Origin of the sequence: Actinophytocola sp., assembly GCF_035942955.1 — a bacterium.
GTDB lineage: Bacteria > Actinomycetota > Actinomycetes > Mycobacteriales > Pseudonocardiaceae > DASYTH01.
Genome location: NZ_DASZCQ010000313.1, coordinates 16,559 through 42,773 on the forward strand (window position 1 = coordinate 16,559; position 26,215 = coordinate 42,773).

Consider the following 26,215-nt stretch of genomic DNA (forward strand, 5'->3'; position numbering starts at 1 on the left):
GACGCTACGCTGACACAGTGCTCGAAGAGCAACCTTCTCCCGCTCCACCGGGACCCGAACCTCCCCCCGGTTTTGATCAACAGTTCGTCTCCGACCAGCCCTTCGACTGGCAGGCCATGGCGGCCTGGTCCGCCCTCGCCGCCGCCGTACTTCTGCTGATCGGTCTCACCCTCGCCTGGTTCGCCGGCAGCACCTGGACGCAACTCCAACGCCATCAAGCCGAAGAGCTGGCGCGCCTCCGCCAGGAGGTGACCGAACTCCGCAAACAGTCCCCAGGCTTTACCGCCGCCGACCCGATCCCCCGCATCGGCCACCCCACCCCCGTCTTCCAAATCGGCGACCACATCGAGGTGACCGAAGGCCCCCACCGCGGCGACCACGGCACAATCGTCCCCAGCCCCGACTGGCTCAAACCCGGCTACGTCACCATAGACCTCACCCGCTCCCAAACCCGCGTCTACATGTCCACATCCCGCCTCGCACCCCTAGACACCTAATAGGATGTCTAACCCCCCGGTGCTTCCGCGCCGTCGCCTCCCACTAATTCCCCCGTCCGATGAGCAGCACCGCCGCCGGCGCGACGGCCGCAAGCCCGCCGGCGGCGGCTCACTTCATAGAGCCAATGCGACAGTAACGTCCATCATGGTAGATGCGACCAATTCCTAGTGGGCAGGTCGGCGCTCCTGCTCATGGCGCAACTGATCTTCTGACCTGATGGGAGGTAAAGTTGGCCCGCGGTCCGTTCTCTACGCGAAGTGTCGAGAGCTATATAGTTCCAATTCTCCTCACCGTTGCTCTAATTACGTGCTCCCAGCTCCTTAATCTGATAGAAGTTCGCTACTACCTCCCGGCCGCGGCCCTCGTGGCCGCACTCCTCGCCGGCACGTTCGGTATGCAATTCTTGGCCGCCAGACTCTCCCGTGCGACTGATCGTCAGGACCTCTTCAACCTCGTGTCGCGACTGGTGATGACGAACGGCATCAACAGTCCCGCCACGCTATCCGAGTCCGAGGTTTGCGCGATCGAGTCGGCCGCAAGCGAGGTCTGGATCTATGCATATGACCTAGCGTGGGAGGCGGACACCAGCCCATTCGCCAGAATTGTGCGAGAAAATGTCGCAAGAGGAGTCAAATATCGATACCTCGTGCCCGAAGATCGGGCTGTCATCAATCGTGTGAACCACATTCGGAAAGCCGTTGGAAGGCTGCGCAACGGAGGCTCGCTGGTCAAGTTTCGATGCTCCCAACGAGAACGCCTAATAACCCAATTCGGACTGGTCATCTACAACCCCAGCTTCCAGCATCGAGAGGACGGCGGCGAGGCGGCGAGCCACGAGACCATAGCGGTCTTCTTCCCCCACTATCGAGATGTCTCGGATGAAGCTAACCGACATGACGCCATCTTCCTGGCCATCAGAGGTGCCGCGACCTTGAAAATTCAAGAGGCCTTCTATCAGTACTGGATTGAAGCTAAGGAAATCGCCCGAGATTCAACAAAGATATAACCTCCATCGCGTTTGGGTAGACCGAGCATCAGCACTGTCAGTTGATCCGTCCGTCAAGGGCACGCGGCGGCGGCCTTGCTGCATGAGGTGGGTACTCGCCGGAAGGAACGCGCTCACAGGGGTCATCCGCTGGATGGAGCGCGGTACGTGCGGGAGCTGAGGGCGGCGAAGTGGTCGGCCGACTCGGGCACGAAGGGGCACGCGAGCGGAGGAGTGACGTCCACTTGGGATGGCTCGCAGGCGGTCACCTGCGGCGAGGAGCGGAGCGGGTGACGGGAATCGAACCCGCATGGCCAGCTTGGAAGGCTGGGGCTCTGCCATTGAGCTACACCCGCGTGCGCCGGTGTGCTGGCGCGCAAACAGGGTAGCGTGTCGCGCTAGGCTGTTGCGGCAGCACCTCGGTGGTGTGGCGGGCTGTAGCGCAGCTTGGTAGCGCATCCGCTTTGGGAGCGGAGGGTCGCAGGTTCAAATCCTGTCAGCCCGACCAAGAGTGGCCCCTGACCTGCGGGAACGCCGGCGGGTCGGGGAGTGGTCAGCTGGCCCGTCTCGGTTTCCATTTCAGTGAACCCGGCGCACCCCTTCGCGGCCGGTTCGGCGCAATCAGCGAATCACCGCTCGACTTTGTCCGTGGGGGAGCTCGCGCCTTGACTCGGTGGCGTTGCCTTGGCGACGGATGGTGACGGGTAGTGAGCAAATGGGCGGAGTTTTGGGGCGGAGGGTTGGGGGAGACGGGCTGCGATCACGTTCCGTAGAGTACTTCGGCCCTAGTGGGATCTGAAATGCCAGGTAGAGACCTGGGGCTGCATTTTGCAGATGACAATGTGTAACGCTGTTGGTGGTTGCGGCGAGTAGTCATCAAGGAGTTAGCTCCGCCTGTTCTGGAGAACGCAGCATGAGCAGCCCGGCCGCCTTCGGCACCGTTCGTGGGACGCGATTCGTTCCGGCTCGTCGTCGTGATAAGGATCTTCGGCGTCATCGGAGGGCGGTGCAGGGCGTTTCGACACGTGGACACCTGCCGGGTCCGGGGCCGGGCGAGAGAGGGAGCATGCGGGCAGAAACAGCGCAGCCGCGGGAACGACACGCGGATCCGGCCATTCGGTATGGCCACGATGCCATGGCCGGCACCAATGGGTCGAGGATCAGGCTGTTGCTGGTCGAGGATATGGACCTGTTGCGCACGGCCTTGGCCAGCCTGCTCTCCGAGGAGGCGGACATCGAGGTCGTGGCCGCGCTCAAGGATCACACGACGTTGACCAGGGTGGCGCTGCGGCTGCGGCCGGACGTCGTGGTGATGGACGTCGACCTGTCTCGCAGCGCGGGGTTGACCACGATCCGGGAGCTGCGCGGGCGGCTGCCGCAGACCCAGATCGTGGCGTTGACCGCGGCCAAGCCGTCCGGGCTGGTGCAGCGCCTGCTCGCCGCCGACGTGCTCGGTGCGGTCGACAAGACCGCCCCGGCCGAGCGGCTGCTCGAGGCCATCCGCGGCGCCGCGGCGGGCGAGCTGGTGGTCGACGCCAGCCTTGCCGTCGCCGCGCTCGCGGTCGAGCCCAACCCGCTCACCCCGCGGGAGCTGGATGTCCTGCGCCTGGCGGCCGAGGGGGCGGCCGGTCCGGAGATCGCCAAGCGGCTGCATCTGTCGCCGGGGACGGTGCGCAACTACCTGTCCAAGGTGATCTCCAAGACCGGAGCGCGGACCAGGGTCGACGCCGTGCGCATCGCTCGTGAGGCCGGCTGGATCTAACGGTGGAAACATCCGTCCACAGAGGACGAATGCAGTTCTTACGAATCGATTACCGGAAGCGGGAACGGTAAATCTCAACGGCCGGCGCCGACGAAAAGCAGGGTGCACCTCGATTGGCGCGCGTGCGCCGCTCGTCCAATTGGGTGACGCCACACCTGCACAAGGAGTCGATTCATCATGATGAATCCGAATGGTCGAAGTCGGGTTAGACACATTGCCGCAATAGCCGCCGCGCTCACCGTGCTTGGCGGCGCGACGGCGATGGCGGCGGCCGCTCCGAACTCCGCCGGCGCCTCGGCCGGAGTGAGCGCGACGATCACCCCGCCCGGCACGACCACCGGCCCAATAGGCACGACCACGACCGGCCCGACCACCACCACGATCACCACACCCACCACGACCACGACGATCCGGACCACCACGACCACCACGACGGTGCCGCCGCGGTGCACCGATCCCGGCCCGGCCGAGGGTGCCGAGCAGGGGCCGGACGACGAGCCCGCGGTCGCCAATTCCGGCGGATCCGCGGTCGACGACCAGCTCATCGACGTCGGCGGCCGGATCCTGGCCCTCGCCGACGCCAACGGCTACCCGGGGTTCAGCGGCGTGATCGCCGACCCGGACCAGGCCAGGCTCGGGCTGTACTGGTTGCCAGGCGAGCCGCTGCCGGCCGAGGTAGCGCAGATCGTCGCCGATCCCGGCCAGCCGATCGAGGTCGTGCGGTACGACGCGCCGTACTCCCGCGCCCACCTCGACCCGATCGCGACGGCGTTGCTGGAGAACGCGGCGCTGTCCGACCAGATGTGCGGTTTCCTGCACACCGTCAAGGTTCTCGAGGAGGGCACCGGGCTGGTCGCCGGCGTCGAGCCGTACGACGGCTCGTTCAATCCCGGGCAGGCGCAGCAACTGCTCACCGCCGCCGCCGGGGTGCCGGTCACCGTCGACGTGAGCCCGCAGAACGTCCTGGCCGGGCGGCTGGACGACACCGCGCCGTGGTTCGCCGGCGGCCGGATCACCGCGCCCGGATTCGGCCAGTGCTCGACCGGATTCGGGATCGTGGACGCGGGAACCCGGACGCGGGAGTACATGCTGACGGCACTGCACTGCTTCGCGCCGGGCACCCAGGTGCGCAACGGCGACGGAACCCGCATCCTCGGCCCGGTCGTCAACACCAGACCGCTGCAGGACTCGGAGCTGATCAGCGTCGCCCAGGCGGGGACGAGCACGTTCACCGGTGGTGTCGGTGGAGTCGGCGCGGCCGAGGGCAGCGTGGTGGTCCGCAACCCGGGCCGCAACGTCCGCAACACCACGGTGGCGTGCACGTCCGGGGCGTCGACCGGAGAGAACTGCGCGCTCAACGTGATCGCCACCAACGTCAGGGAGATCCTCCGGTTCGTCCAAATAGGACCGTTCGGCCGGCGCATCGTCCGGGACGTGGTGGTCAAGGCGGGCATGGTCGACGCCACCTCGACCGTGGTCCGGCGCAACGGGCAGCTGGCGGTCGCGGTCGGCCAGGGTGACAGCGGCGGGCCGGTGCTGACCGACTCCAGCCGGGACCGGCTGGCACTCGGGATCATCTCCTCGCTCGACCCGCGCGCTCTCGTCTCGTGTGGACTGTTCGCCGCACCACGGAAGCTGTGCGCCTCGACGGTGCGCTACGCCGACATCAACGTGCTGCTCAACACCTACGTGGCCGCACTGCGCTGACGGTCCACCGGCCGCGTCGACCCTGCCGACCCACCGCGGGCCGGTAGGGTCGGCGCGGAGCGAGGAACGGGGGCGTGGATGCAGCGACTGAACATCTCGTCCGGTGGGGCGTTCGAGGCGGTGTACGGGTACAGCCGCGCCGTGCGGGTGGGGGAGCACATCCACGTGTCCGGCACGACGGCGCGCGATCCGTACCTCGACGGATGCGACGCGTACCAGCAGTCCAAGGCGATTCTGGAGATCATCGAGCTGGCCCTTGCCGACGCCGGGTCGAGCCTGGAGGCGGTCGTGCGGACGGTGGCCTACGTGACCGACATGGCCGACGCCGCGCTGGTCGCAAGGGCGCACCGGGAGGCGTTCGGCGACGTGCTGCCGGCGGCGACCCTGGTCGGGGTGTCGGCGCTGATCGATCCGCGGATGAGGGTGGAGATCGAGGCCTACGCGATCGAGCCCGCGGCGTAGCGGTCCGGCTCGGGCGACCAGTCCCGGGCGCGGGTCAGCTCGATCCTGTTCTCGTCGTGCACGGTGAGCAGCGTGCCGTCCGCGCCGGCCACGGAGAAACCGAGCGGGCGCCCGGCGATCGCGATCTCGTCGGCCACGGCCATGGTGGTCAGGTCCACGACGCAGATCCGGCCGTTCTCGCCGCTCCACGACGCGTAGCCGCCCGGCAGCAGCTGGACGTCCATCCCGCCCAGGTCGTGCTCGCCGACCGGCGACCAGGCCAGCCGGCCGAGCACGGCTCCACCCGGCCAGGAGACCCGCACCAGGTCGTCGCGGCCGGGGGCGAGAAACCAGTCTCCGGCCGGGCCGAACAGCGCGGGGCCGCGGTCGTCGCAGGGCAGCCGCTCGGTCCGGACGGCGACCCCGTCGAACGAGACGAGCCAGGACCGCGCGCCGTCGCGGCCCGCGGCGATCCACAGCACCATGGAGTCGCTGGCGGGATGATCGAACAGCAGGGTGCCGGAGTCCCCGAACGGGTCCGGCACCAGGGCCCGGTGCACGGCCGACCCGGTCCAGACCTCCACCGCCACCTCGGGTCCGGAGCTGGCGGCGAACCACAGGTCGCGGGCGGGGGAGCGCCAGCGGCAGGCGCCCTCGCCGGTCACCGCCGCCGAGCGGGGCGCGTCCGGGCTGCCGATCCGCAGCTCACCGCCCGAGATCCAGGCCCAGGAGGCGCCGTCGTCGGCCAGCGCGACGTCGACGAGGTCGTCGCCGAGCTCGACCCGGTCGAGGATCTCCAGCGCGCCGCTCAGGACGGTGGCCGAGCCCTGCTCCGCGGCGGCGACGAAGCCGCCGCGCCAGGTCCGCACGTGATAGGGGCGATGGTCGAGGGTGACCGTCGCACTCGAAAACACCTCACGTATCGACACGCGGGACGAGCCTCCTTGGTCCGGGCCGGGCGGGCCAGCCTAGACTCAATGTTCGTCCCGCGGACCGTATCCCGTCGGGTCATCACCCATGCACTTCCGCACGAGGAGATCACGTTGAAGAGCACCGTCGAGCACCTCAGCCCGACGCGGGTCCGGATCAACGTCGAGGTGCCGTTCGACGAGCTCAAACCGAACTTCGACCGCGCCTACCGCAAGCTCGCGCAGCAGATCCGCATCCCCGGCTTCCGCCCGGGCAAGGCGCCGGCCAGGGTCATCGAGTCCCGCATCGGCCGCGCGCCCATCCTCGACGAGGTGGTCAACGAGGCCATCCCGACCAAGTACATGGAGGCGGTCACCACCAGCGAGCTGCGCGCCATCGGCCGCCCGGACATCGAGGTCACCAAGATCGAGGACGGCGACCACGTGGCGTTCACCGCCGAGGTGGACATCCGGCCCGACATCGACCTCCCGGACTTCGGCGACCTGTCCGTCGCGGTCGACGAGGTCGAGGTCACCGAGGAGGAGGTGCTCGAGCAGCTCGACGAGCTGCGGGCCCGGTTCGGCACGCTGACCGGCGCCAACCGCCCGGCCCAGACCGGCGACTTCGTCTCGGTCGACCTCACCGCCACGGTCGACGGCGAGGAGGTCGAGGACGCCAAGACCACCGGCCTGTCCTACGAGGTGGGCTCCGGCAACCTGGTCGAGGGCATCGACGAGGCGATCGTCGGCGCCGAGGCGGGGGAGTCGCGCACGTTCACCACCAAGCTGCTCGCCGGCGAGCACGCCGGGAAGGACGCCGAGGTCACGGTCACCGTGCAGTCGGTCAAGGTGCGCGAGCTGCCCGAGGCCGACGACGAGTTCGCCGGGATGGCCAGCGAGTTCGACACCATCGACGAGCTCATGGCCGACCTGCGCGAGCGGCTGCGCCGGGTCAAGCGCATGCAGCAGGGCGTGCAGGCCAGGGACAAGGTGCTCGAGGCGCTGCTTGAGCGCACCGAGGTGCCGCTGCCCGAGGCGGTCCTCGAGGCCGAGGTCGAGTCCCGCAAGCACGACGCGGTGCACGCGTTCGACCACGACGAGGAGCGCCTCGCCGAGTTTCTCAAGTCGCAGGACAAGACCACCGAGGAGTTCGACGCCGAGGTGCGCGCCGACGCGGAGCGGTCGGTCAAGACGCAGCTCGTGCTGGACTCCATCGCGGAGAAGGAGAACGTCGGGGTCAACGACAACGAGCTGACCGAACGGATCATCTACCAGGCCCAGCGGTTCGGCATCAGCCCGGACGAGTACGTCAAGCGGGCCCAGGAGTCCGGGCAGCTCGGCGCCATCTTTGCCGATGTCCGCCGGGGAAAGGCGCTGGCCACGGTCGTGCGCCGGGCCACGGTGACCGACGCGGCCGGCAACGCCGTCGACCTCGAGGAGCTGTTCGGCCGGGTCGAGGAGCCGGCGGAGCAGCCCCCGGTTGAGGAGGCGCCGGCCGCCGAGATCGCCGAGGACGAGGCCGCGGTGGGTGAGGGTGCGGCCAACAAGTAGTGACGCTCTGAGCGAACGGGGCTGGTGTCGACCACTCGGCGCCGTCCACCTTAGTTAATGTCGATTGCGTGACATCAGCGCAGGAACCTGGGAGAAGGCAGACAAACGTGGGTGCGCACCTCGCCCCGGTGATGCGGTCGGCGACCGCGGGGCTGACCTTGAACGACTCGGTGTACGAGCGGCTGCTCAGGGAGCGCATCGTCTTCCTCGGCTCCGAGGTCGACGACGAGATCGCCAACCGGATCACCGCGCAGCTGCTGCTGCTGGCGGCCGAGGATCCGGAGAAGGACATCACCTTCTACATCAACTCGCCGGGCGGCTCGGTCACCGCCGGCATGGCGATCTACGACACGATGCAGCTCGTCGAGCCCGACGTGCAGACCTGGGCGATGGGCCTGGCCGCGTCGATGGGCCAGTTCCTACTCTCCTCCGGCACGCCCGGCAAGCGTTACGCCCTGCCGCATGCGCGGATCATGATGCACCAGCCCTCCGCCGGCATCGGGGGCACCGCGTCGGACATCGCCATCCGGGCCGAGGTCTACGCGAAGTGGAAGCTGGAGATGGCCCAGATCACCGCGCAGCAGACCGGTCAGCCGCTCGAGAAGGTCACCGCGGACGCCGACCGCGACGCCTGGTTCACCGCGGAGGAGGCCCGTGAGTACGGCTTCATCGACCACGTGGTCACCCGGGCGAACCAGACCCCCAACAGCAACTGACGGCCAGTACCGACAGGAGATCTCCCGTGAGCGACCTTCACCTCCCGCAGTCCCGGTACGTGCTGCCGTCCTTCGTCGAGCGGACCAGCTACGGGGTCAAGGAGTCCAACCCCTACAACAAGCTGTTCGAGGAGCGGATCATCTTCGTCGGCGTGCAAATCGACGACGCCTCCGCCAACGACGTGATGGCCCAGCTGCTCTACCTGGAGTCGGTCGACCCGGACCGGGACATCATCATGTACATCAACTCGCCGGGCGGCTCGTTCACCTCGCTCATGGCGATCTACGACACGATGCAGTTCGCCCGGCCCGACGTGCAGACCTACTGCCTCGGCCAGGCCGCCTCCGCGGCCGCGGTGCTGCTGTCCGCCGGCACCCCCGGCAAGCGGTACGCGCTGCCCAACTCCCGGATCCTGATCCACCAGCCGTCCATGGAGGGCGCCTACGGCCAGGTGTCCGACCTGGAGATCCAGGCCAACGAGATCCAGCGGGTCCGCCGGCTCATGGAGTCCACGCTTGCCAGGCACACCAACAAGTCGCCCGACGAGATCCGCGCCGACATCGAGCGGGACAAGATCCTGACCGCCGAGGAGGCGAAGGAGTACGGGATCGTCGACGAAGTGCTGGCGTACCGGAAGCTGTCCGCGGTGAAGAACTGATCTCCCCGGGCTGGTGGTCGGCATGAAGCGTGCGGAATGCCGGGCGAGGGAGTTGGCCCATCGCGACGAGGGGCGTGAGCGGAGCTTGCGGAGCGAACCATCCGATGCTCCTGCGGCTCCGAGGAACGAGGAGACGCAGGCTTGGCGGAGCCTGCGGAGCGAACCATCCGATGCTCAGGCTTGGCGGAGCTTGCGGAGTGAACCATTCAATACTCCGGCCCCTCCGAGGAACGAGGAGAGGCCGGCTTGGCCGAGGAACGAGGTCTGCCCGAGGAGCGGTCCGGTGGCCCAGCACCTGAGGCGACCCACGACCACGGCCAACTCTCCCGAGCTGGAGGGCACGGCATGAAACCACCTGATCGGCCTAATCCGGCCACTCGCCGCTCAGGTTCTCCCGCTGAGCGGGGGTTGGCAGGTACCGTCAAGGGCAACGGGCACTACTGGGCCTTCAGAGTTCTGAGCGACACTGGAGCTCGGAGGTCAAGCCCGGCCATACAGCCAGGCGTGCTCCCCGGCACGCCGGAGGGGACAGAGGTCAGCGGTCATGGCACGTATCGGTGACGGCGGAGACCTGCTGAAATGCTCTTTCTGCGGGAAGAGCCAGAAGCAGGTGAAGAAGCTCATCGCCGGCCCCGGCGTGTACATCTGCGACGAGTGCATCGACCTGTGCAACGAGATCATCGAGGAGGAGCTCGCCGAGGCCGGCGACGTCAAGCTCGATGAGCTGCCCAAACCCTCCGAGATCCACGACTTCCTGAACCAGTATGTGATCGGCCAGGACGACGCCAAGCGCACGCTCGCGGTGGCCGTCTACAACCACTACAAGCGCATACAGGCAGGTGACCGCACCCGTCCCGAGGGCAGGGAGAGCCGCGAGTCGCACGAGACCGTCGAGCTGTCCAAGTCCAACATCCTGATGCTCGGCCCCACCGGCTGCGGCAAGACCTACCTGGCCCAGACGCTCGCGAAATTGCTCAATGTGCCGTTCGCCATCGCCGACGCCACCGCGCTGACCGAGGCCGGCTACGTCGGCGAGGACGTCGAGAACATCCTGCTCAAGCTCATCCAGGCGGCCGACTACGACGTCAAGCGGGCCGAGACCGGCATCATCTACATCGACGTGGTCGACAAGATCGCTCGCAAGAGCGAGAACCCCTCGATCACCAGGGACGTCTCCGGCGAGGGCGTGCAGCAGGCGCTGCTGAAGATCCTCGAGGGCACCACGGCGAGCGTTCCGCCGCAGGGCGGCCGCAAGCACCCGCACCAGGAGTTCATCCAGATCGACACGACGAACGTGCTGTTCATCGTGGCCGGCGCGTTCGCCGGGCTGGAGAAGATCATCCAGGACCGGTGCGGCAAGCGCGGCCTCGGCTTCGGCGCCGAGATCCGCTCCAAGGCCGAGATCGACACCACCGACCTGTTCGCCGACACCATGCCCGAGGATCTGATCAAGTTCGGGCTGATCCCGGAGTTCATCGGCCGTCTCCCGGTGGTCGCCAGCGTCACCAACCTCGACAAGACCTCCCTGGTCAAGATTCTCACCGATCCGCGCAACGCCCTGGTCAAGCAGTACCAGAAGCTGTTCGAGATGGACGGGGTCGAGCTGGAGTTCACCGCCGCCGCCCTGGACGCGGTCGCCGACCAGGCCATTTTGCGCGGCACCGGGGCACGCGGCCTGCGCGCGATCATGGAGGAAGTGCTCCAGCCGATCATGTACGACATCCCGAGCCGCAGTGACGTGGCCAAGGTCGTGATCACGGAGCAGACGGTGCGGGAGAACGTGAACCCGACGATCGTGGCGCGGCAGCCGTCGCGGCGGGAGCGCAGGGAGAAGTCCGCGTAGGGGGAGTGTGCTCGCGGAAAGCGCTCGCCAAAGTACGCAGATTTGTGTTTCTGGGGGCCAAGCCCCCAGACCCCCGGCCGGGGACTCCGCCCCCGGACCCCCGACGGTCCTGCAGCCGACCGAGCCCCGCGCGTGGTAGGCATTTGCCATGGCGTCGTCCGACCGAGCCGAGGTTATCTCGCGTGCGGACTTGCCCTATGTGCTGCTCGTACACGGGCATACGGGGTCGGGACCGCGGCATTGGCAGAGCTGGCTGGCCGGGGAGCTGGGGCGGGCCGGTGGGATCGTCGACGTTCCGCAGTTCGCTGAGCCCGATCATCCCAACCTCGAGGTGTGGCTGAGCGAGCTGACCCATCACTTGGAGGCCGCGCCCGATGCGACCGAGCGGGTGGTTCTGGCCCACTCGTGCGGGGCGCTGCTGTGGCTGCACCATGCGGCTCGGCTGGCGGGTGCGCATGAGGAGGCGCGGCTGCGGTTCGACCGGGTGTTGTTGGTGGCGCCGCCGGGGCCGAGGTGGCATGAGCCGGACGTGCACGGGTTCACCCCGGTGCCGCTCGACGCCGGTGGGGTGCGGCGGGCGGCGGCGTGGACTCAGCTGGTGGTCGGGGACAACGACGAGGCGTGCTCGGTGGACGAGGCCGTGGACATGGCGGCGGCGTTGAAGATCGATCTTGACGTGATCCCGGGTGGGGCGCACCTGGACGCCGAGGCGGGTTACGGGCCCTGGCCGGCGGTGCTGGATTGGATGTCCGATCGGCATACGCGATTGGTGCCGGCGTAGACGTTCATGGTCTCGCCGCGGAGGAAGCCGATGAGGGTGATGCCCTGCTCGTCTGCGAGGTCGACGGCGAGCGAGGAGGGGGCGGACACCGCGGCCAGGATGGGGATGCCGGCCATGGCGGCCTTCTGGACCAGCTCGAAGGAGGCGCGGCCGGAGACCATAAGGACCGTGGCGGACAGGGGGACGCGGGCATTGAGCAGGGCCCAGCCGAGGGCCTTGTCGACGGCGTTGTGGCGGCCGACGTCCTCGCGGACCACGAGGGGTGAACCGGCCACCGTGAACAGGCCGGCGGCGTGCAGGCCGCCGGTGCTGGCGAAGACCCGCTGGCGGTCGCGGAGGATGTCGGGGAGGGCGGCCAGAACCCGCGGGGTGATCGTGCAGGGGTCGGCGGCGGGGGAGAAGCGGGTCTTGAGGCGGACGGCGTCGAGGGCGGCCTTGCCGCAGACGCCGCAGGAGGACGTGGTGTAGAAGTTGCGCTCGACGCCGGGATCGGGCGGGGGGACGCCCTCGGCGAGCGCGAGGTCGAGGACGTTGTAGGTGTGGTGGCCGTCGGCGTCGACGCTGTCGCAGTAGCGGGCGGTGCGCACGTCGGCGGGGGCGCCGATGACGCCCTCGGTGAGCAGGAAGCCGTGGGCCAGCTCGACGTCGTGGCCGGGGGTGCGCATGGTGACGGCGAGGGCGCGGCCATCCACCCGGATCTCCAGCGGCTCCTCGGCGGCGAGGGCGTCCGGGCGGTGGTGCTCGCCGTGCGCGGACAGCCGCAGCACGGGTCGGCGCACCGTCACGCGTCCCATGGCCACCAGCGTACGGAGTGGGGAGCCGGAACCGTTGGGCAACCTTTGCTCGTGGTTGGGCGACCGCTCATCGAGCGAACCGGGATCCTACATGGCATACACCATTATGTTGACATCTTGACAAGCGGTGCGGGGCTGGCGATCCGCAGGGTGGTCGCCAGCCGGAGGGGATCTAAGGGGTCCTTTAGCAAGAACTCTTGCTAAAGGACCCCTTAGCAAGATATGTTGCTATGCATGCCGGGGAAGCCGCGTAAGACGATCACCGACGCCAAGGAGCTGCGAGCGCTGGCGCATCCACTGCGCATGCGCCTGCTGCAACTGATCAGCCAGGACGGGCCGCTCACCGCGACGCAGTGCGCCAGGGCGGTGGGCGAGAGCGTGGCCAACTGCTCGTATCACATCAACACGCTCGCCAAGTACGGCTATGTGGAGCAGGCCGACGGCGGGCAGGGCCGGGAGAAGCCCTGGCAGGCCGTGTACGAGGGGCACAGCTTCTCCGACGTCGGCGTGGACGAGGAGACGGCGCTCGCCGGCGAGGCGATGAGCGAGGCATTCATCCAGGTCGCCTTCGACCGGACGCGTGAGGGGATGCGAGCCCTGAGCCTCGAGCCGGACGAGTGGCGCGAGGCCGTCGGCCTGTCCGACTGCAGCGAATGGCTGACCGCGGCGGAGACGGCGGCGGTGCGCGAGGAGATCCAGGAGATCCTGCGGCGGCACAAGAACCGCCGGGATGATCCGTCTGCGCGGCCGGAAGGCGCGCGGCCCGTGTACTTCTTCCTGTCCACGATGGTCGATCGACCCGTCGAGCGCGCCTAGTCCCCAGCAATTCCTTGCCAGGCCGCCGGTCCGGCGGCCGGTTCCCGCCTACCCGGAATCGGAGTGTGTCATGGACCAGTTGAGCGCCCACCTCATCGCCACCATCCGGCGCGAGGAGTACCTGCGCGAGGCCGCCAACGAGCGGCTGGTGCGCCGGGCTCGGCGGGAGCGGTGCGACGATCGGCGGACCGAGCCGGGGCCGGCCCGCCGGCACCGCGAGGCTCCGCGGCCGGCCATCGCCTAGCAGTGTTTGATGACTCGGGCAAGGCCGCCGGTCGCCTTCGGCGAGCGGCCCGGGGTCGGGTTGCGTGATGGGTTGCGGGCCGGGGTGGTTGGTTGACGACGCCTGCGGGCAGGGGGCTCGTTCCCCGCCCCTGTCCTGGCCGTCATGTGGCGGCCGCCCTGGCCCGAGATCGGCCGACCTCGGCGGACCGTCGAACATCCCTTAGCGTGGCCGCATGACCGAACGCTATGACGTGGTGGTGGTCGGCGGCGGGCACAACGCGCTGGTCGCCGCCGCCTACCTGGCCAGGGCCGGCCGCTCGGTGCGGATCCTCGAGCGGGCGGACGAACCCGGCGGAGCGGCGGTGAGCGCGCGGGCGTTCCCCGGCGTGCCGGCCCGGCTGTCCCGCTACTCCTACCTGGTCAGCCTGCTGCCCTCGACCATCGTGGCCGACCTGGGGCTGCGCATCTCGCTGGCGTCGCGGGCGGTCTCGTCGTACACCCCGGCGATCCGCGACGGTCGCCCGGTCGGCCTGCTGGTCGAGCGGGAGCCGGGCGCGGCCACCGCGGCGTCGTTCCGCGCGCTGACCGGGTCGGACGCCGAGCTTCGGCGCTGGACCGAGTGGTACGCAGACCTTGCGGGCATGGCCGGGATCGTGGCGCCCACGCTGCTGGAACCGTTGCCCGGCAAGGAGGAGCTACGCGCCAAGGTGGCCGCGGACCGGCTGTGGGAGCGGGTGTTCGAGCGGCCGATCGGCGAGGCGATCGCCGAGCTGTTCGCCGACGACCTGGTGCGCGGCGTGGTGGCCACCGACGCGCTGATCGGAACGCACACCTCGCTGCACGCGCCGGACCTGCTGGCCAACCGGTGCTTCCTGTACCACCTGATCGGCAACGGCACGGGGGAGTGGCGGGTGCCGGTCGGCGGCATGGGCGCGGTGACCGCGGAGCTGATCCGGGCCGCCCGGGAGGCCGGGGTGGTCATCACGACCGGCGCGGACGTCACCCGGGTCGAGGTCGACGGGCACGCCGGCGAGGTCGGCTACGTGGCCGGCGACCGGGAGCACACCGTTGCGGCACGGCATGTTCTGGCCGGGGTGGCGCCGCGGGTGCTGGACCGGCTGCGCGGCCGCGAGCCGTCCGGGCCGGCGCCGGTCGGGTGCCAGCTGAAGATCAATGTGCTGCTCACCCGGCTGCCCCGGCTGCGCAGCGGCGTGGATCCCCGGCAGGCCTTCGCCGGCACGTTCCATCTGGACGAGTCCTATTCGGAGCTGGAGAACGCCTACCGGGCAAGCCTGTCCGGGGCCGTGCCGGAGTTCCCGCCGGGCGAGACGTACTGCCACACGCTCACCGACCAGTCTATTGTGGACTCCGAGTTGGCCGCGAAGGGTTGGCACACCTTGACGTTGTTCGGCCTGCACCTGCCGGCCGGACTGTTCGCGTCGGACAACGACGGCATGCGTGCGGACCTTGTCGAGCGGTACCTGGCCGGGCTCAACCGGCATCTGGCCGAGCCCATCCAGGACTGCCTTGCCACCGACGCCGACGGCCGGCCCTGCCTCGAGGCCCGCACCCCGCTCGATCTCGAGGCGGAGCTGGGCCTGCCGGGCGGCCACATCTTCCACGGGGACCTGGACTGGCCGTTCGCCGAGGGCGAGCCGGGCGGCTGGGGAGTGGAGACCGACGCGGCCAACCTGTTCGTCTGCGGGGCCGGGGCCCGGCGGGGCGGCGGGGTGAGCGGGATCGGCGGTCACAACGCCGCGATGGCCGTGCTCGGCCGCGGCCGTTAGCGCTCGGCCAGCCGGGCGATCAGCGCGCGCTTGGCGGAGTGCACGTGATCTTCGGCGATCTTGGCCAACTCCGTGACATCGCGCTGCCGCACCATGGTCGCGATCTGCCGATGCTCGGTCACCAGCCGCGAGCGGTAGTCCTCGTCGCCGAGCCGGATGCGGGACAGCTGGAACAGGTAGACCTGGGAGCGCAACGCCTGCCACGCGTCGAGCAGCCGGCGATTGCCTGCCGCGACGTAGATCTGGTCGTGGAAGTCGATGTCCAGCGCGAGCAGCGTCGGTCCGTCCGCGCCGGCGTTCGCCTGGGTGGCCATGGCGTCGACGATCCGGTCCAGCCGGTCGTGCACCTCCGCGCCGGCGTGCTCGGCCGCGGTGCAGGTGGCCAGCCGCTCGAGGGCGGCGCGGACGGAGTAGACCTCGTCGATGTCGGTGACGGTCAGCTCGATCACCCGCGTGCCGCGGTGCCATGCGCTCTGCAGCAGGCCTTCGCGCTCGAGCAGGGCAAGCCCCTCGCGGACCGAGCCGCGGCTCACGTCCAGCGCCTCGGCCAGTTCGACCTCACGTAACGCGGCACCGGGTGCGAACAGCCCGGCGAAGATCGCCTCGCGGATCCGGTCGGCGGCCTCTTCGGCAAGGCCGCGCCGTTGGGCCTTGCCGAGGGATTTGGGCAGCGTCACCAGCACACCTTAACGTCGTCTGACCTATGTCGACATCCGGACAACGTAGACTGAAGCGGCAGCGGAATCACTCTGGAGAGGAGACCGGCGATGAGCGCTGGCGCCGATCGGCCGAGCTTTCACCTTGCCATCCCCGTCGACGACATCGCACGAGCACGAGAGTTCTACGGGGGCGTGCTCGGCCTGCCCGAGGGCCGCTCCGCCGATGCCTGGGTGGACTGGAACTTCTACGGCCATCAGCTCGTGACGCACCGGGCGCCCGCACGCGAGCGGGCCGACGCCGGGCACAACGAGGTCGACGGGCACGACGTTCCGGTGCCGCACTTCGGGCTCCTTCTGTCCACCGAGGACTTTCACGCGCTGGCCGAACGGCTCAAGTCGGCCGGCGTCCGGTTCGTGATCGAGCCGTACCTGCGCTTCGCCGGCGAGCCGGGGGAGCAGTGGACGATGTTCCTGCGCGACCCGGCCGGCAACGCGCTGGAGTTCAAGTCCTTTGCCGATGAGTCCCAGGTTTTCGCCGCATGAGCAGGTCCGTTTTGGTCACTGGCGCCTCCCGGGGAATCGGCCGGGCCATCGCCACCGCGTTCGCGACGGCCGGGGATCGGGTGGCCGTACATTACTCGGCCGGCCGGGCAGATGCCGAGGATACGCTCGCCGGCCTGCCGGGCACCGGCCACCATCTGGTTGCGGGAGACCTGGCCGACCCGGACGCCGCCGAGCGGATCGTCCGGACCGTTGTGGACACCGCGGGCGGGGTGGACGTGCTGATCAACAACGCGGCCGTGGCCACGTCCGTCGAGACCTACCATCCCGTCGCCAAAACGTCCTATGTGGACTGGGTGCGGATCTGGCGGCAGGCTATCGACGTGAACCTGCTCGGCGCGGCCAACGTGAGCTACTGGGCGGCCCGGCACATGATCGACCACGGCCGCGGCGGGCGGATCGTCAACGTCGGCTCGCGCGGCGCGTACCGCGGGGAGCCGGCCAACCCGGCCTACGGTGCGAGCAAGGCGGGGCTGCACGCGCTTGGCCAGTCGCTGGCGGTCTCCCTTGCGCCGTACGGGATCGCGGTCACCTCGGTGGCGCCCGGGTTCGTGCGCACGGACCGGCAGCGGGGCACGCTCGGCGGGCCGGAGGGTGACCGGGTGCGGGCGCAGAGCCCGTTCAACCGGGTCGGTGAGCCGGAGGAGGTGGCCGCGGCCGTGCTCTACCTCGCCTCCGCCGATGCGCAGTGGGCGTCGGGCGCGGTGCTCGACCTCAACGGGGCGTCGCACCTGCGCTAGGTGTCACGACGTTAGGCGGCCAGCTGCTCCTTGACCTGAGCCAGGGTCGGGTTGGTCAGCGCCGTGCCGTTGGGGAAGTGCACCGTCGGCACCGTGCGGTTGCCGCCGTTGACGCGCATCACGAACTCGGCGGCGGCCGGGCTGCGCTCGATGTCGACCTCGACGTAGGGGATGCCGTCCCGGTCGAGCTGTGCCTTCAGCCGCCGGCAGTACCCGCACCAGGTGGTGGAGTACATGGTCACAGTCTTCGGTGCCTCGCTCACGCTCGGCACAACGCCCTGCCGGCGCCAAACATGCCCGAGGTGATGGCCATCACAGGGGTTCCCGGCCAGGATGGTGTGGTGCGCGAGGAGGTCGAGGCCGTCCGGGCGGTGTGGGACGCCGTGAGCCGGGACGGGGGCCGGGCGTGCGGCCTCGATGTCGCTGCGGATGCGTACAACGCCATGCAGGCCGCCTGGTTCGACGAGCTCGGCGTGTACCTCGCCGCCGGGGAACCCGATGGCCAGTAACGACTACCGGCAGGTGACCACGGTCGTGCAGCGGCTGGGGGAGCTGGTCGCGCTGCTCAACCCGGTTCGGCTGGTGATGGTCGTTGCCGAGGTCGTCAAGGCGATCGCGGTGCCCCCGCCCGGAGATCCGCGCGCGCTGCTGGCCCTGGCGGCCGCCTATCGCGACGCGGCCGGCGCGCTGCGATCGGCCGGCGTGGACCGCGCCCCGCGGGCGTTCGGCGACGCGGCCGACGCGCTCGTCGAGCTGGCCGCCGCCGTGCGCGACCAGCAGAACCGGCACGCCGCGCTGCACAAGGCGCTGGACGCCGCGAGCTACGACCTGATGCACGTCGGCGACGTGCCGATGCTCGATCCGACCGCCCTTGACGACGTGCTGAGCGCGATCACCGAGCTGATCACGGGCTGCGTCGACGTGTACACCGCCAGCCTCGGCGCCGCCGACCGGGCCGCAAGCCGGTTCGCCGACCTCACCGGCCGGGCCCGGGCGGCGGCCGCGGTGTCCGGTGGGTTCACCCCCGCCGAGGCGGTGCGGCTGGCCGGGCTGACGGTGTCCGTGCCGGGCATCGGTGACGGCTACGACGACGGGATCCTCGGCCCGGCCCAGCTCCGGCTCGCCGGCCGGCGGCGCGGCGAGCTGAGCCCGCCCGAGCGCGCCGCGCTGACCGCCCTGCTGGATCGGGCCGGCTCCGACGTCGAGCGCGCCTGGCTGTACAAGGCGCTCGCGGCCGGGCACGGGCTGGCGGAGCTGACCGGGTTCGCCGACACGATCCGCGGCCGGGACGCGGCCTGGCTCGACGCGCACCTGTCGCTGATCGGCCGGGGCGGCGCAGGCGAGCAGGACCGGCTCAACATCGACATCCGCCAGTACGAGGCCACGACCTGCGGCACCACCTGCCTGATCGTGGCGAGGGCCGAGGCGGACCCGCGCTACGCGCTGTCGCTGACCCGCGACGACCTCGCGGCCGCCTTCACCGCCGAGCGCGCCAGGGTGCACGACGAGACCAACCGGCTGTGGCCGGAGGCGCTTGGCACCCTGCCGGCGGGCATGGCCGGTTACCTCAGCACGCACACCGCCACCCGGTACGACTGGTACGCGGTGGACGACACCGACCACCGGGAGATCTCCGCGACCCTGCGCGAGGTGGTGACCGCCGCGGACCGGGGACACCCGGTGCCGGTCCTCGTGGGCGGCCCGATCCCGCGGCACTACGTCCTCGTCGTCGGCCACTCCGGCACCGATGTGTTGATCTTCGAGCCGACCCGCGGGCAGACCCTGCGGGTGCCGGAGCGGGATTTCCTGGACGGCCGGCTGACCGACACGGCCGGCTTCGACCACGTCCAGGCCGTCGTCGTGCCCGGCTAGCTCGCGCAGCCGCTGGTGGGCGGCAGGGGACCGGTCGGGTCGAAGTAGACGCCGCGGTCCCGGCCGTGCGCCTCGGTATGGGTGGGATCGGTGAACGCCGGCGCGAGGAACCCCTTGCGGTAGGCGTCGCAGGCGATCGAATAGGCGTAGCCCGCGGTCTTGTCGTACCACCAGCCCTGGCTGCCCCGTGCCCACCGGTCGCCGACGCGCAGGATGTAGTCGACCTCGGCGCGCACCACGACCAGGATGTCCATCGGGTCGACGATCTTCTCCGGCCGGTCGGTGTGGAACGCGTACACGAACACGTAGTTGGTGTGCACCACCAGCTCGCCCTCGCCGCCCGCGCGGACCGTCATCCGGCCGTTCACCTTGGGCTCGACCGGAAGCAGCCGCGTGCCGGCCGCGACCATGCTGACCAGCGACTGCGCCTCGGCCTCGTGGCCGGAGCCGAACAGCGGCTCGAGCTGCCGGCGGGCGTCCGGGGCGAGCGCGGCGAGGAACGCCCCGGGGTCGTGGTCGACGACAAGGCGGGGATCCAGCCGGCTGGCCACCAGCACGTCGCGCACGTCCCGCAGGGCGGCGGCGACCCGCTCGGCGGAGAACTCGCCGACCCGCTGCGCCGGCGGCAGCACGATCCCGGCCGCGCCGTCCGACCAGTCCGCCGCCGGGGTCTTCGCGAACGGCCGGCTCAGGTCCAGCACCAGCGCCGCCGGCTCGGTCGGCTCGGGCCCCGGCGCCTGCGCGCCGTCGGCCGCCGCCCCGTCGAACAGGCCGATGCGGAACAGCAGGACCAGCACCAGCGCCACGGCGACCAGCCCGACCGAGCCCACCAGCCAGCGCTCCCTGCGCCGCCGCCGCACGCTGCGCAGCAGCTCACGGACGTCGGCGTGCGCCGCGCGCTCGACTCGGCTCTCCCACTCGGCGTCGCGTGACTCGAGGTGGGCGCCCGATTGACTGTGGTCCACCGGCTCCCGGTCTCCTAGTGCGGCCCCAGCCCACCCGGCGAGGTGCGTTCTGGCCTGGTGTCCCCCTCATCGATCGAGCGAACTCCGGTGTTAACAACGGGTAGGCCGCCCGGCGCAACCCGGTACGTCGCCCGCCCCCTAACGGCCGTCCCCTGGTCGGGTCAACCGACCCCAGCGCGTCGCCACCCACCCCGAATACGTTGCCCCCACTGGGCAAACGCCCAGGATGCGAACAAGCCGGGATCCCGCCCGGCATGGTCAGGTGAGGTGTGGGCCGGCGATGTCACGGGATTGGCTGAACCCGGGATGATCAACCCGGTGCGCCTGAATTGGTTCGCGGGCGGTTCGTAGACTTCGGGGTGTGACCGACAACCCTTCGCGTGCGACCAACGATCTTCCTCCGGCGTGGCAACCGGCCGCGGTCGAGGCGGAGTTGTACCAGCGCTGGGTGGACGCCGGTTACTTCACCGCGGACGCGGCCAGTGCGAAGCCGGCGTTCTGCATCGTGATCCCGCCGCCGAACGTGACCGGCAGCCTGCACATGGGGCACGCGCTCGAGCACTCGCTGATGGACGCGCTGACCAGGCGGCGCCGGATGCAGGGGTACGAGGTGCTGTGGCTGCCCGGCATGGATCATGCCGGCATCGCCACCCAGAACGTGGTCGAGCGGGAGCTTGCCGGCGAGGGGCGGTCCCGGCACGATCTCGGCCGGGAGGCCTTCGTCGAGCGGGTGTGGCGGTGGAAGGCCGAGTCCGGCGGCATGATCCTCAACCAGATGCGCCGCCTCGGCGACGGCGTGGACTGGTCCCGCGAGCGGTTCACGATGGACGCCGGGCTGTCCCGGGCGGTCCAGACCATCTTCAAGCGGCTGTACGAGGACGGGCTGATCTACCGGGCCGAGCGGATCATCAACTGGTGCCCGCGCTGCCACACGGCGCTGTCGGACATCGAGGTCGAGCACTCAGACGACGAGGGTGAGCTGATCTCGGTGCGGTACGGCGACGGGGACGGCGCCATCGTCGTGGCCACCACCCGGGCCGAGACGATGCTCGGCGACACCGCGGTGGCCGTGCATCCCGACGACGACCGGTACCGGCACCTGATCGGCACCGAGGTCGCGCTGCCGCTGACCGGCCGGGTCGTGCCGATCATCGCCGACGACCACGTCGACCCGGAGTTCGGCACCGGCGCGGTGAAGGTCACCCCGGCCCACGACCCCAACGACTTCGAGATCGGCCGCCGGCACGACCTGCCCGCGCTCACGATCATGGACGAGCGCGGCGTGATCACCGCGCACGGCCCGTTCGAGGGCCTCGACCGGTTCGAGGCCCGGCCCGCCGTGGTGGCCGCGCTGCGCGAGCAGGGCCGGATCGTCGCCGAGAAGCGGCCGTACGTGCACGCCGTCGGGCACTGCTCGCGCTGTGACACGGTCGTGGAGCCGCGCCTGTCCCTGCAGTGGTTCGTCAAGGTGGCCCCGCTGGCGAAGGCGGCCGGCGACGCCGTGCGCGACGGCCGCACGACCATCCATCCGGCCGCGCTCGCCCAGCGCTACTTCGACTGGGTGGACAACATGCACGACTGGTGCATCTCGCGCCAGCTGTGGTGGGGGCACCGCATTCCGGTCTGGTACGGCCCGAACGAGAAGGTGGTCTGCGTCGGGCCGGACGAGCAGCCGCCCGAGGGGGACGGCTGGGAGCAGGACCCGGATGTGCTGGACACCTGGTTCTCCTCTGCGCTGTGGCCGTTCTCCACGCTGGGCTGGCCGAGCCGGACCGCCGACCTGGATCGCTTCTACCCCAACACGGTGCTGGTCACCGGCTACGACATCCTGTTCTTCTGGGTCGTCCGGATGATGATGTTCGCGCTCTACGCGATGGACGACGTCCAGCCGTTCCACCATGTCTACCTGCACGGGCTGATCCGCGACGCGCACGGCAAGAAGATGTCCAAGTCGCGCGGCAACGCGATCGACCCGCTGGACTGGCTGGACCGCTACGGCGCCGACGCCACCCGGTTCACCCTGGCGCGGGGCGCGAACCCGGGCGGCGACATGGCCCTTGCCGACGAGTGGGCCGCCGGCTCCCGCAACTTCTGCAACAAGCTGTGGAACGCCAGCCGCTTCGCGCTGATGAACGGCGCGACCGTCGCCCAGCCGCTGCCCGCGCGGGACCGGCTGACCGACGCCGACCGGTGGATCCTCGACGGAGTCGACGCGCTGGTGTCCGAGGTGGACCAACTGTTCGAGGACTACCAGTTCGCCAAGCTCTGCGAGCTGCTCTACCACTTCACCTGGGACGAGTTCTGCGACTGGTACCTCGAGCTGGCCAAGGTGCAGCTCGCCGAGGGCGGCGCCCGCGCCGACAGCACCCGCCTCGTCGTGGGCCACGTCCTCGACACGCTGCTGCGCCTGCTCCACCCGGTGATCCCGTTCGTCACCGACGTTCTGTGGAAGTCGTTGACCGGCAACGAGTCCCTGGTGATCGCCGCCTGGCCCACCGCGTCGGGCACCGAGCCGGACACCGCCGCCGCGGGCCGGATCGCCGCCGTTCAGCGGCTGGTCACCGAGATCCGCCGGTTCCGCTCCGACCAGGGCCTCAAGCCCGGCCAGCGGGTTCCGGCCCGGCTGTCCGGTATGGACACCGCGGACCTGACCGCGCATGCGGCCGCCGTGGCGTCGCTGGCCAGGCTGGAGCGGCCGGACGAGTCGTTCACCGCGAGCGCCACGCTCGAGGTCGGCGGGATCACGGTGGAGCTGGACCTGTCGGGCGCCGTCGACGTCGAGGCCGAGCGCAAGCGCCTGGCCAAGGATCTCGCCGCCGCGGAGAAGGAGCTCGCCCAGACCGAGGCCAAGCTGGGCAACCCCCAGTTCGTCGACCGCGCCCCGGCCGAGGTGGTCGCCAAGATCAAGGCCCGGCACGAGCAGGCCGCCGCCGACATCAAGCGGATCGGCGCCCGGATGGAGGCGCTCGCGGGTGAGCGGAGCTTGCGAGGCGACGGGATTGCCTGACAACTCCGGGGCCGCCGAGGACCTGACGGATCTGCGCCAGGTCGAGGCCGAGCTCGACACCCGCTGGCCGGAGACCAAGATCGAGCCCTCGCTGACGCGGATCGCCGCGCTCGTCGACCTCCTCGGCAACCCGCACCGGTCCTACCCGGTGATCCAGGTGGCCGGCACCAACGGAAAGACCTCGACCTCCCGGATGATCGACGCGCTGCTCACCCGGTTCGGGCTGCGCACCGGGCGGTTCACCAGCCCGCACCTGCAGCTGGTGACCGAGCGGATCGCGCTGGACGGCGCGCCGGTCAGCGCCGAGCGCTACGTCGAGGTGTACCGGGACATCGAGCCCTACGTGTCCATGGTGGACAGCGGCGGCGACATCCGGATGAGCAAGTTCGAGGTGCTGGCCGGCATGGCGTTCGCGGCGTTCGCCGACGCGCCGGTGGACGCGGCAATCCTCGAGGTGGGCCTCGGCGGGAGCTGGGACGCCACGAACGTCGCCGACGCGAAGATCGCCGTGGTGGGGCCCATCGGCATCGACCACGTGGAGTACCTGGGGTCGGACCTCGCCGGGATCGCCAGGGAGAAGGCCGGGATCATCAAGCCGGGGTCGATCGCGCTGCTCGCCGAGCAGAGCGCGGAGGCCGGAAAGGTGGTGCTCGAGCGGTGCGTCGAGGTGGACGCCACGGTGGCTCGGGCCGGGCTGGAGTTCGGGGTGCTGCGCCGGGACGTGGCGATCGGCGGGCAGCTGCTGAAGCTGCAGGGCCTCGGCGGGGCGTACGAGGAGATCTTCCTTCCGCTGCACGGGGAGCATCAGGCGAACAACGCGGCGCTGGCCCTTGCGGCGGTCGAGGCGTTCTTCGGCGCGGGGGCGCAGCGGCAGCTCGACGTCGCGGCGGTGCGCGAGGGCTTCGGCGCGGTGGCCGTGCCCGGACGCCTCGAGCGGGTGCGCTCGGCACCGAGCGTGTTCGTCGACGCCGCGCACAACCCGGACGGCGCCCGCGCGCTGGCGGCGGCGCTGGACTCGGAGTTCGGCTTCCGCCGGCTGGTGGCCGTCGTCGGGGTGATGCGCGACAAGGACGCCGCCGGCATCCTCGGCGAGCTGGAGCCGGTGGTGAACGAGGTGGTGCTGACCCGCAACTCCTCGCCCCGCGCCATGGATCCCGGCGAGCTCGGCCGGGTGGCCGCGGAGATCTTCGGGGAGGACAGGACGGTGGTGGAGCCCCGGCTCGACGACGCGATCGAGACCGCGGTGCGAATTGCGGAGTCCACAGAGGACCCGGGCGAGCCGCTGTCCGGCGTCGGCGTGATCGCCACCGGCTCGGTGGTCACCGCCGGCGAGGTGCGCACGCTGTTCGGCCGGCAGCCGGCATGAGCGCGCCCGATCCGCTGCGGTCGTTCCGCGGGGTGGTGCTCGCCACGCTGATCCTCGAGGGCGTCGTGATGCTGCTGGCCCTGCCCGTGGTCGCCAAGCTGGGCGGCGGCCTTGCCACCTGGCAGGGCGTGCTGGTCGGCGGGCTGGCGCTGGTGCTGTTCCTGGCGTGTGGCGTCGCCGGCCGGCCGTGGGTGGTCGCCGCCGCGCTTGGCCTGCACGTCGTGATGATCGCGTCGTGGTTCGCGGTGTCCGCGGTCGGCGTCCTCGGGGTGATCTTCGGGCTGGTCTGGGGCTGCCTGTGGTGGCTGCGGCACGACGTGGCCAGGCGCATGGCCGAGGGCCGGCTGCCCGGTCAACAGTCCACATCGGACTAGCCGATCGCCGCCCTGACGATGCTCAGCGCCTCGGCCCGGTCCAGACCCAGCGACCTGGCGATAGCCGCGTACTCCCGCGCCGCCTTGGCGGCGGCGGCCCGGCTGCGCTCCCCGGCCGCGCTGACGAACGTGCCGGCCCGGCCGCGGGTCTCGACCAGCCCGGCCTCCTCGAGCTCGCGGTAGGCGCGGGCCACGGTGTTGACCGCCAGCCCGAGGTCGGCGGCCAGCCGGCGCACCGTGGGCAGCCGGGTGCCCACCGCCAGCGTGCGGTCGCTGATCTGCCCGGCCAGCTGCGCGCGCACCTGCTCGTAGGGCGGGACGGCGGACGCCGTGTCGATGGTGATCATCACCGGATCCCGGCCGGCACGGGGGCGGTGCGGCGGGCCGAGAGCTCGGCGTACGCCCAGCACACGCAGCCGAGCCCGGCATAGGCGAGGAAGGACCAGATCAGCCAGGAGCCGACGGTGCTGCCGACGCCGGCGACCAGCGCGACCAGGATCGGAAAGGGGGCGACCGCGGCGCGGGTGTCCTGGGTCCGCAACACGTCGTCGACGAGCAGCGAGTCGGAGTCCTCGGCGACCGACGGGCGCCGCAGCACGCCGGCCACCGCGAGCCCGCTCAGCACGGACAGCAGTGCGACCGAGCCGAGAAACGCCAGCGCCAAGGCCCGGTCCGGCGGCCGGGGCGCCAGCAGCGCGGTGGCCGCGCCGAGCAGCAGGCCGCCGCCGTGGACCACGAGGACCGCGGCGAGGTGACTCCGGCCGAGCACCCGCGCCACGCCCGCCGCGGCGGGGTGCGCGGTCCGGGTCCGGCTGGCCGCGAGAAGCCGGCGTTCCGCCCGGTACGCGTACCACAGCCCGGCCCACAGCGCGAGGATGAGGGCCACGTTGGTGAGCACGAAGAACACCAGGCCGCTGACGTCGGTCTCGTCCGGGTCGAATGCCGACCCACTCCGCCCGGTGGTCACGCTCCAGGCGCCCAGGATCACGAAGAACGCCAGGACCGTGCCGACGTTGATCCGGTTGCCGCGCCGGCGCGCCGCCAGCCGTTCGACCAGCAGCGCGGATGGCTCGATGTGGCCCAGCCGGTTGCGGCCCAACCATTCCCGGGTCCGCGCGACGCCGATGCTCGCCGTCATGCCCTCGCCCCCTTTGTCGCAAGCTCTGTGCCGTAATAGTGCGTCAATGGTTGCTACAAA

27 protein-coding genes and 2 tRNA genes are annotated in these 26,215 nt (G+C 70.4%); 21 read left to right on the plus strand and 8 right to left on the minus strand.

The window, feature by feature from the left end; all coding sequences use genetic code 11:
* Window positions 1-17: 17 nt before the first annotated feature.
* Entirely contained in the window at window positions 18-497 is a 480-nt protein-coding gene (locus VGX25_RS30960) for a KOW motif-containing protein (protein ID WP_326921493.1), read from the plus strand.
* 230 nt (window positions 498-727) lie between these two features.
* Window positions 728-1,504, plus strand: coding sequence for a hypothetical protein (locus VGX25_RS30965; protein ID WP_326921494.1), 777 nt, complete (start codon window positions 728-730; stop codon window positions 1,502-1,504).
* A 264-nt stretch (window positions 1,505-1,768) separates the two neighbouring features.
* Here VGX25_RS30965 and VGX25_RS30970 read toward each other — a convergent pair.
* Window positions 1,769-1,839, minus strand: a tRNA-Gly gene (locus VGX25_RS30970).
* 75 nt (window positions 1,840-1,914) lie between these two features.
* On the opposite strand from VGX25_RS30970, the gene VGX25_RS30975 reads away from it, so the two are divergent.
* The 4 genes from VGX25_RS30975 to VGX25_RS30990 all read left to right on the plus strand — a co-directional run bounded on the left by VGX25_RS30975 (window position 1,915) and on the right by VGX25_RS30990 (window position 5,414).
* Window positions 1,915-1,991 (plus strand) — tRNA-Pro (locus VGX25_RS30975).
* A gap of 660 nt (window positions 1,992-2,651) precedes the next feature.
* Window positions 2,652-3,245: a response regulator transcription factor gene (locus VGX25_RS30980; protein ID WP_326921495.1), complete on the plus strand. Its 594-nt coding sequence runs from the start codon at window positions 2,652-2,654 to the stop codon at window positions 3,243-3,245.
* A 177-nt stretch (window positions 3,246-3,422) separates the two neighbouring features.
* Window positions 3,423-4,952: a hypothetical protein gene (locus VGX25_RS30985; protein ID WP_326921496.1), complete on the plus strand. Its 1,530-nt coding sequence runs from the start codon at window positions 3,423-3,425 to the stop codon at window positions 4,950-4,952.
* 78 nt (window positions 4,953-5,030) lie between these two features.
* Window positions 5,031-5,414 carry a RidA family protein gene (locus tag VGX25_RS30990; RefSeq protein WP_326921497.1) on the plus strand — a complete coding sequence of 128 codons (384 nt, stop codon included), beginning with the start codon at window positions 5,031-5,033 and terminating at the stop codon, window positions 5,412-5,414.
* Here the strand turns inward: VGX25_RS30990 and VGX25_RS30995 are convergent.
* The gene (locus VGX25_RS30995) at window positions 5,390-6,322 is read right to left on the minus strand and encodes a hypothetical protein (RefSeq protein WP_326921498.1); all 933 of its coding nucleotides are present in this window, start codon (window positions 6,320-6,322) and stop codon (window positions 5,390-5,392) included. The two genes, VGX25_RS30990 and VGX25_RS30995, sit on opposite strands and share 25 nt — an antisense overlap.
* A gap of 114 nt (window positions 6,323-6,436) precedes the next feature.
* On the opposite strand from VGX25_RS30995, the gene tig reads away from it, so the two are divergent.
* The 5 genes from tig to VGX25_RS31020 all read left to right on the plus strand — a co-directional run bounded on the left by tig (window position 6,437) and on the right by VGX25_RS31020 (window position 11,851).
* Entirely contained in the window at window positions 6,437-7,852 is a 1,416-nt protein-coding gene (tig, locus tag VGX25_RS31000) for a trigger factor (protein WP_326921528.1), read from the plus strand.
* A 107-nt stretch (window positions 7,853-7,959) separates the two neighbouring features.
* Window positions 7,960-8,568 (plus strand): ATP-dependent Clp protease proteolytic subunit, encoded by a 609-nt coding sequence (locus VGX25_RS31005; RefSeq protein ID WP_326921499.1) that lies wholly within the window; start codon window positions 7,960-7,962, stop codon window positions 8,566-8,568.
* A gap of 26 nt (window positions 8,569-8,594) precedes the next feature.
* Complete coding sequence (locus VGX25_RS31010) at window positions 8,595-9,227, plus strand: ATP-dependent Clp protease proteolytic subunit (protein ID WP_326921500.1); 633 nt, start codon at window positions 8,595-8,597, stop codon at window positions 9,225-9,227.
* A gap of 544 nt (window positions 9,228-9,771) precedes the next feature.
* Window positions 9,772-11,070, plus strand: coding sequence for an ATP-dependent Clp protease ATP-binding subunit ClpX (clpX, locus tag VGX25_RS31015; protein WP_326921501.1), 1,299 nt, complete (start codon window positions 9,772-9,774; stop codon window positions 11,068-11,070).
* 148 nt (window positions 11,071-11,218) lie between these two features.
* Complete coding sequence (locus VGX25_RS31020; RefSeq protein ID WP_326921502.1) at window positions 11,219-11,851, plus strand: RBBP9/YdeN family alpha/beta hydrolase; 633 nt, start codon at window positions 11,219-11,221, stop codon at window positions 11,849-11,851.
* Here VGX25_RS31020 and fdhD read toward each other — a convergent pair.
* Entirely contained in the window at window positions 11,785-12,645 is an 861-nt protein-coding gene (fdhD, locus tag VGX25_RS31025) for a formate dehydrogenase accessory sulfurtransferase FdhD (protein WP_326921503.1), read from the minus strand. The genes VGX25_RS31020 and fdhD overlap by 67 nt on opposite strands.
* A gap of 234 nt (window positions 12,646-12,879) precedes the next feature.
* Between fdhD and VGX25_RS31030 the strand changes: the two genes are divergently transcribed.
* From VGX25_RS31030 to VGX25_RS31040, 3 genes are all read left to right on the plus strand, one after another.
* Complete coding sequence (locus VGX25_RS31030) at window positions 12,880-13,461, plus strand: helix-turn-helix domain-containing protein (RefSeq protein WP_326921504.1); 582 nt, start codon at window positions 12,880-12,882, stop codon at window positions 13,459-13,461.
* 70 nt (window positions 13,462-13,531) lie between these two features.
* Entirely contained in the window at window positions 13,532-13,705 is a 174-nt protein-coding gene (locus VGX25_RS31035; protein WP_326921505.1) for a hypothetical protein, read from the plus strand.
* 214 nt (window positions 13,706-13,919) lie between these two features.
* Entirely contained in the window at window positions 13,920-15,473 is a 1,554-nt protein-coding gene (locus VGX25_RS31040) for an NAD(P)/FAD-dependent oxidoreductase (protein ID WP_326921506.1), read from the plus strand.
* Here the strand turns inward: VGX25_RS31040 and VGX25_RS31045 are convergent.
* Complete coding sequence (locus VGX25_RS31045; RefSeq protein ID WP_326921507.1) at window positions 15,470-16,150, minus strand: GntR family transcriptional regulator; 681 nt, start codon at window positions 16,148-16,150, stop codon at window positions 15,470-15,472. The genes VGX25_RS31040 and VGX25_RS31045 overlap by 4 nt on opposite strands.
* A 90-nt stretch (window positions 16,151-16,240) precedes the next feature.
* Here VGX25_RS31045 and VGX25_RS31050 point away from each other — a divergent pair, with 90 nt between their 5' ends.
* Window positions 16,241-16,675: a VOC family protein gene (locus VGX25_RS31050; protein ID WP_326921508.1), complete on the plus strand. Its 435-nt coding sequence runs from the start codon at window positions 16,241-16,243 to the stop codon at window positions 16,673-16,675.
* Window positions 16,672-17,433, plus strand: a complete 762-nt coding sequence (locus VGX25_RS31055) for an SDR family oxidoreductase (protein WP_326921509.1) — start codon at window positions 16,672-16,674, stop codon at window positions 17,431-17,433. The genes VGX25_RS31050 and VGX25_RS31055 overlap by 4 nt, the downstream gene beginning before the upstream one ends.
* 11 nt (window positions 17,434-17,444) lie before the next feature.
* Here the strand turns inward: VGX25_RS31055 and VGX25_RS31060 are convergent, their stop codons facing one another.
* Window positions 17,445-17,696 carry a mycoredoxin gene (locus tag VGX25_RS31060; RefSeq protein ID WP_326921510.1) on the minus strand — a complete coding sequence of 84 codons (252 nt, stop codon included), beginning with the start codon at window positions 17,694-17,696 and terminating at the stop codon, window positions 17,445-17,447.
* Window positions 17,697-17,738: 42 nt separating this feature from the next.
* On the opposite strand from VGX25_RS31060, the gene VGX25_RS31065 reads away from it, so the two are divergent.
* Together VGX25_RS31065 and VGX25_RS31070 are read left to right on the plus strand one after the other, a co-directional pair.
* Complete coding sequence (locus tag VGX25_RS31065; RefSeq protein ID WP_326921511.1) at window positions 17,739-17,942, plus strand: hypothetical protein; 204 nt, start codon at window positions 17,739-17,741, stop codon at window positions 17,940-17,942.
* Window positions 17,932-19,305, plus strand: coding sequence for a hypothetical protein (locus VGX25_RS31070; RefSeq protein WP_326921512.1), 1,374 nt, complete (start codon window positions 17,932-17,934; stop codon window positions 19,303-19,305). Before VGX25_RS31065 ends, VGX25_RS31070 begins: the two co-directional genes overlap by 11 nt.
* On the opposite strand, the gene VGX25_RS31075 is transcribed toward VGX25_RS31070, so the two are convergent.
* Window positions 19,302-20,270, minus strand: coding sequence for a hypothetical protein (locus VGX25_RS31075; RefSeq protein ID WP_326921513.1), 969 nt, complete (start codon window positions 20,268-20,270; stop codon window positions 19,302-19,304). The genes VGX25_RS31070 and VGX25_RS31075 overlap by 4 nt on opposite strands.
* A gap of 361 nt (window positions 20,271-20,631) precedes the next feature.
* Here VGX25_RS31075 and VGX25_RS31080 point away from each other — a divergent pair, with 361 nt between their 5' ends.
* Genes VGX25_RS31080 through VGX25_RS31090 form a run of 3 tightly spaced genes read left to right on the plus strand, consistent with a single transcriptional unit; the run spans window position 20,632 to window position 25,017 of the window.
* Window positions 20,632-23,277 carry a valine--tRNA ligase gene (locus tag VGX25_RS31080; protein ID WP_326921514.1) on the plus strand — a complete coding sequence of 882 codons (2,646 nt, stop codon included), beginning with the start codon at window positions 20,632-20,634 and terminating at the stop codon, window positions 23,275-23,277.
* Window positions 23,270-24,643 carry a bifunctional tetrahydrofolate synthase/dihydrofolate synthase gene (gene folC / locus VGX25_RS31085; protein WP_326921515.1) on the plus strand — a complete coding sequence of 458 codons (1,374 nt, stop codon included), beginning with the start codon at window positions 23,270-23,272 and terminating at the stop codon, window positions 24,641-24,643. The genes VGX25_RS31080 and folC overlap by 8 nt, the downstream gene beginning before the upstream one ends.
* Entirely contained in the window at window positions 24,640-25,017 is a 378-nt protein-coding gene (locus tag VGX25_RS31090; protein ID WP_326921516.1) for a DUF4233 domain-containing protein, read from the plus strand. Before folC ends, VGX25_RS31090 begins: the two co-directional genes overlap by 4 nt.
* Here VGX25_RS31090 and VGX25_RS31095 read toward each other — a convergent pair.
* Both VGX25_RS31095 and VGX25_RS31100 read right to left on the minus strand, forming a co-directional pair.
* Window positions 25,014-25,364 (minus strand): GntR family transcriptional regulator, encoded by a 351-nt coding sequence (locus tag VGX25_RS31095; protein WP_326921517.1) that lies wholly within the window; start codon window positions 25,362-25,364, stop codon window positions 25,014-25,016. The two genes, VGX25_RS31090 and VGX25_RS31095, sit on opposite strands and share 4 nt — an antisense overlap.
* Window positions 25,364-26,155 (minus strand): hypothetical protein, encoded by a 792-nt coding sequence (locus tag VGX25_RS31100; RefSeq protein WP_326921518.1) that lies wholly within the window; start codon window positions 26,153-26,155, stop codon window positions 25,364-25,366. The genes VGX25_RS31095 and VGX25_RS31100 overlap by 1 nt, the downstream gene beginning before the upstream one ends.
* Between the last annotated feature and the right edge of the window lie 60 nt (window positions 26,156-26,215).

Coding starts and splice junctions, on each gene's coding strand:
- fdhD (WP_326921503.1), bottom strand. CDS start 12,645: ATGGGACGCGTGACGGTGCGCCGACCCGTGCTGCGGCTGTCCGCGCAC.
- VGX25_RS31065 (WP_326921511.1), top strand. CDS start 17,739: ATGGCCATCACAGGGGTTCCCGGCCAGGATGGTGTGGTGCGCGAGGAG.
- VGX25_RS31095 (WP_326921517.1), bottom strand. CDS start 25,364: ATGATCACCATCGACACGGCGTCCGCCGTCCCGCCCTACGAGCAGGTG.
- VGX25_RS31035 (WP_326921505.1), top strand. CDS start 13,532: ATGGACCAGTTGAGCGCCCACCTCATCGCCACCATCCGGCGCGAGGAG.
- VGX25_RS31030 (WP_326921504.1), top strand. CDS start 12,880: ATGCCGGGGAAGCCGCGTAAGACGATCACCGACGCCAAGGAGCTGCGA.
- VGX25_RS31100 (WP_326921518.1), bottom strand. CDS start 26,155: ATGACGGCGAGCATCGGCGTCGCGCGGACCCGGGAATGGTTGGGCCGC.
- VGX25_RS31070 (WP_326921512.1), top strand. CDS start 17,932: ATGGCCAGTAACGACTACCGGCAGGTGACCACGGTCGTGCAGCGGCTG.
- VGX25_RS31050 (WP_326921508.1), top strand. CDS start 16,241: ATGAGCGCTGGCGCCGATCGGCCGAGCTTTCACCTTGCCATCCCCGTC.
- VGX25_RS31040 (WP_326921506.1), top strand. CDS start 13,920: ATGACCGAACGCTATGACGTGGTGGTGGTCGGCGGCGGGCACAACGCG.
- clpX (WP_326921501.1), top strand. CDS start 9,772: ATGGCACGTATCGGTGACGGCGGAGACCTGCTGAAATGCTCTTTCTGC.
- VGX25_RS31090 (WP_326921516.1), top strand. CDS start 24,640: ATGAGCGCGCCCGATCCGCTGCGGTCGTTCCGCGGGGTGGTGCTCGCC.
- VGX25_RS31020 (WP_326921502.1), top strand. CDS start 11,219: ATGGCGTCGTCCGACCGAGCCGAGGTTATCTCGCGTGCGGACTTGCCC.
- VGX25_RS30985 (WP_326921496.1), top strand. CDS start 3,423: ATGATGAATCCGAATGGTCGAAGTCGGGTTAGACACATTGCCGCAATA.
- VGX25_RS30990 (WP_326921497.1), top strand. CDS start 5,031: ATGCAGCGACTGAACATCTCGTCCGGTGGGGCGTTCGAGGCGGTGTAC.
- VGX25_RS31055 (WP_326921509.1), top strand. CDS start 16,672: ATGAGCAGGTCCGTTTTGGTCACTGGCGCCTCCCGGGGAATCGGCCGG.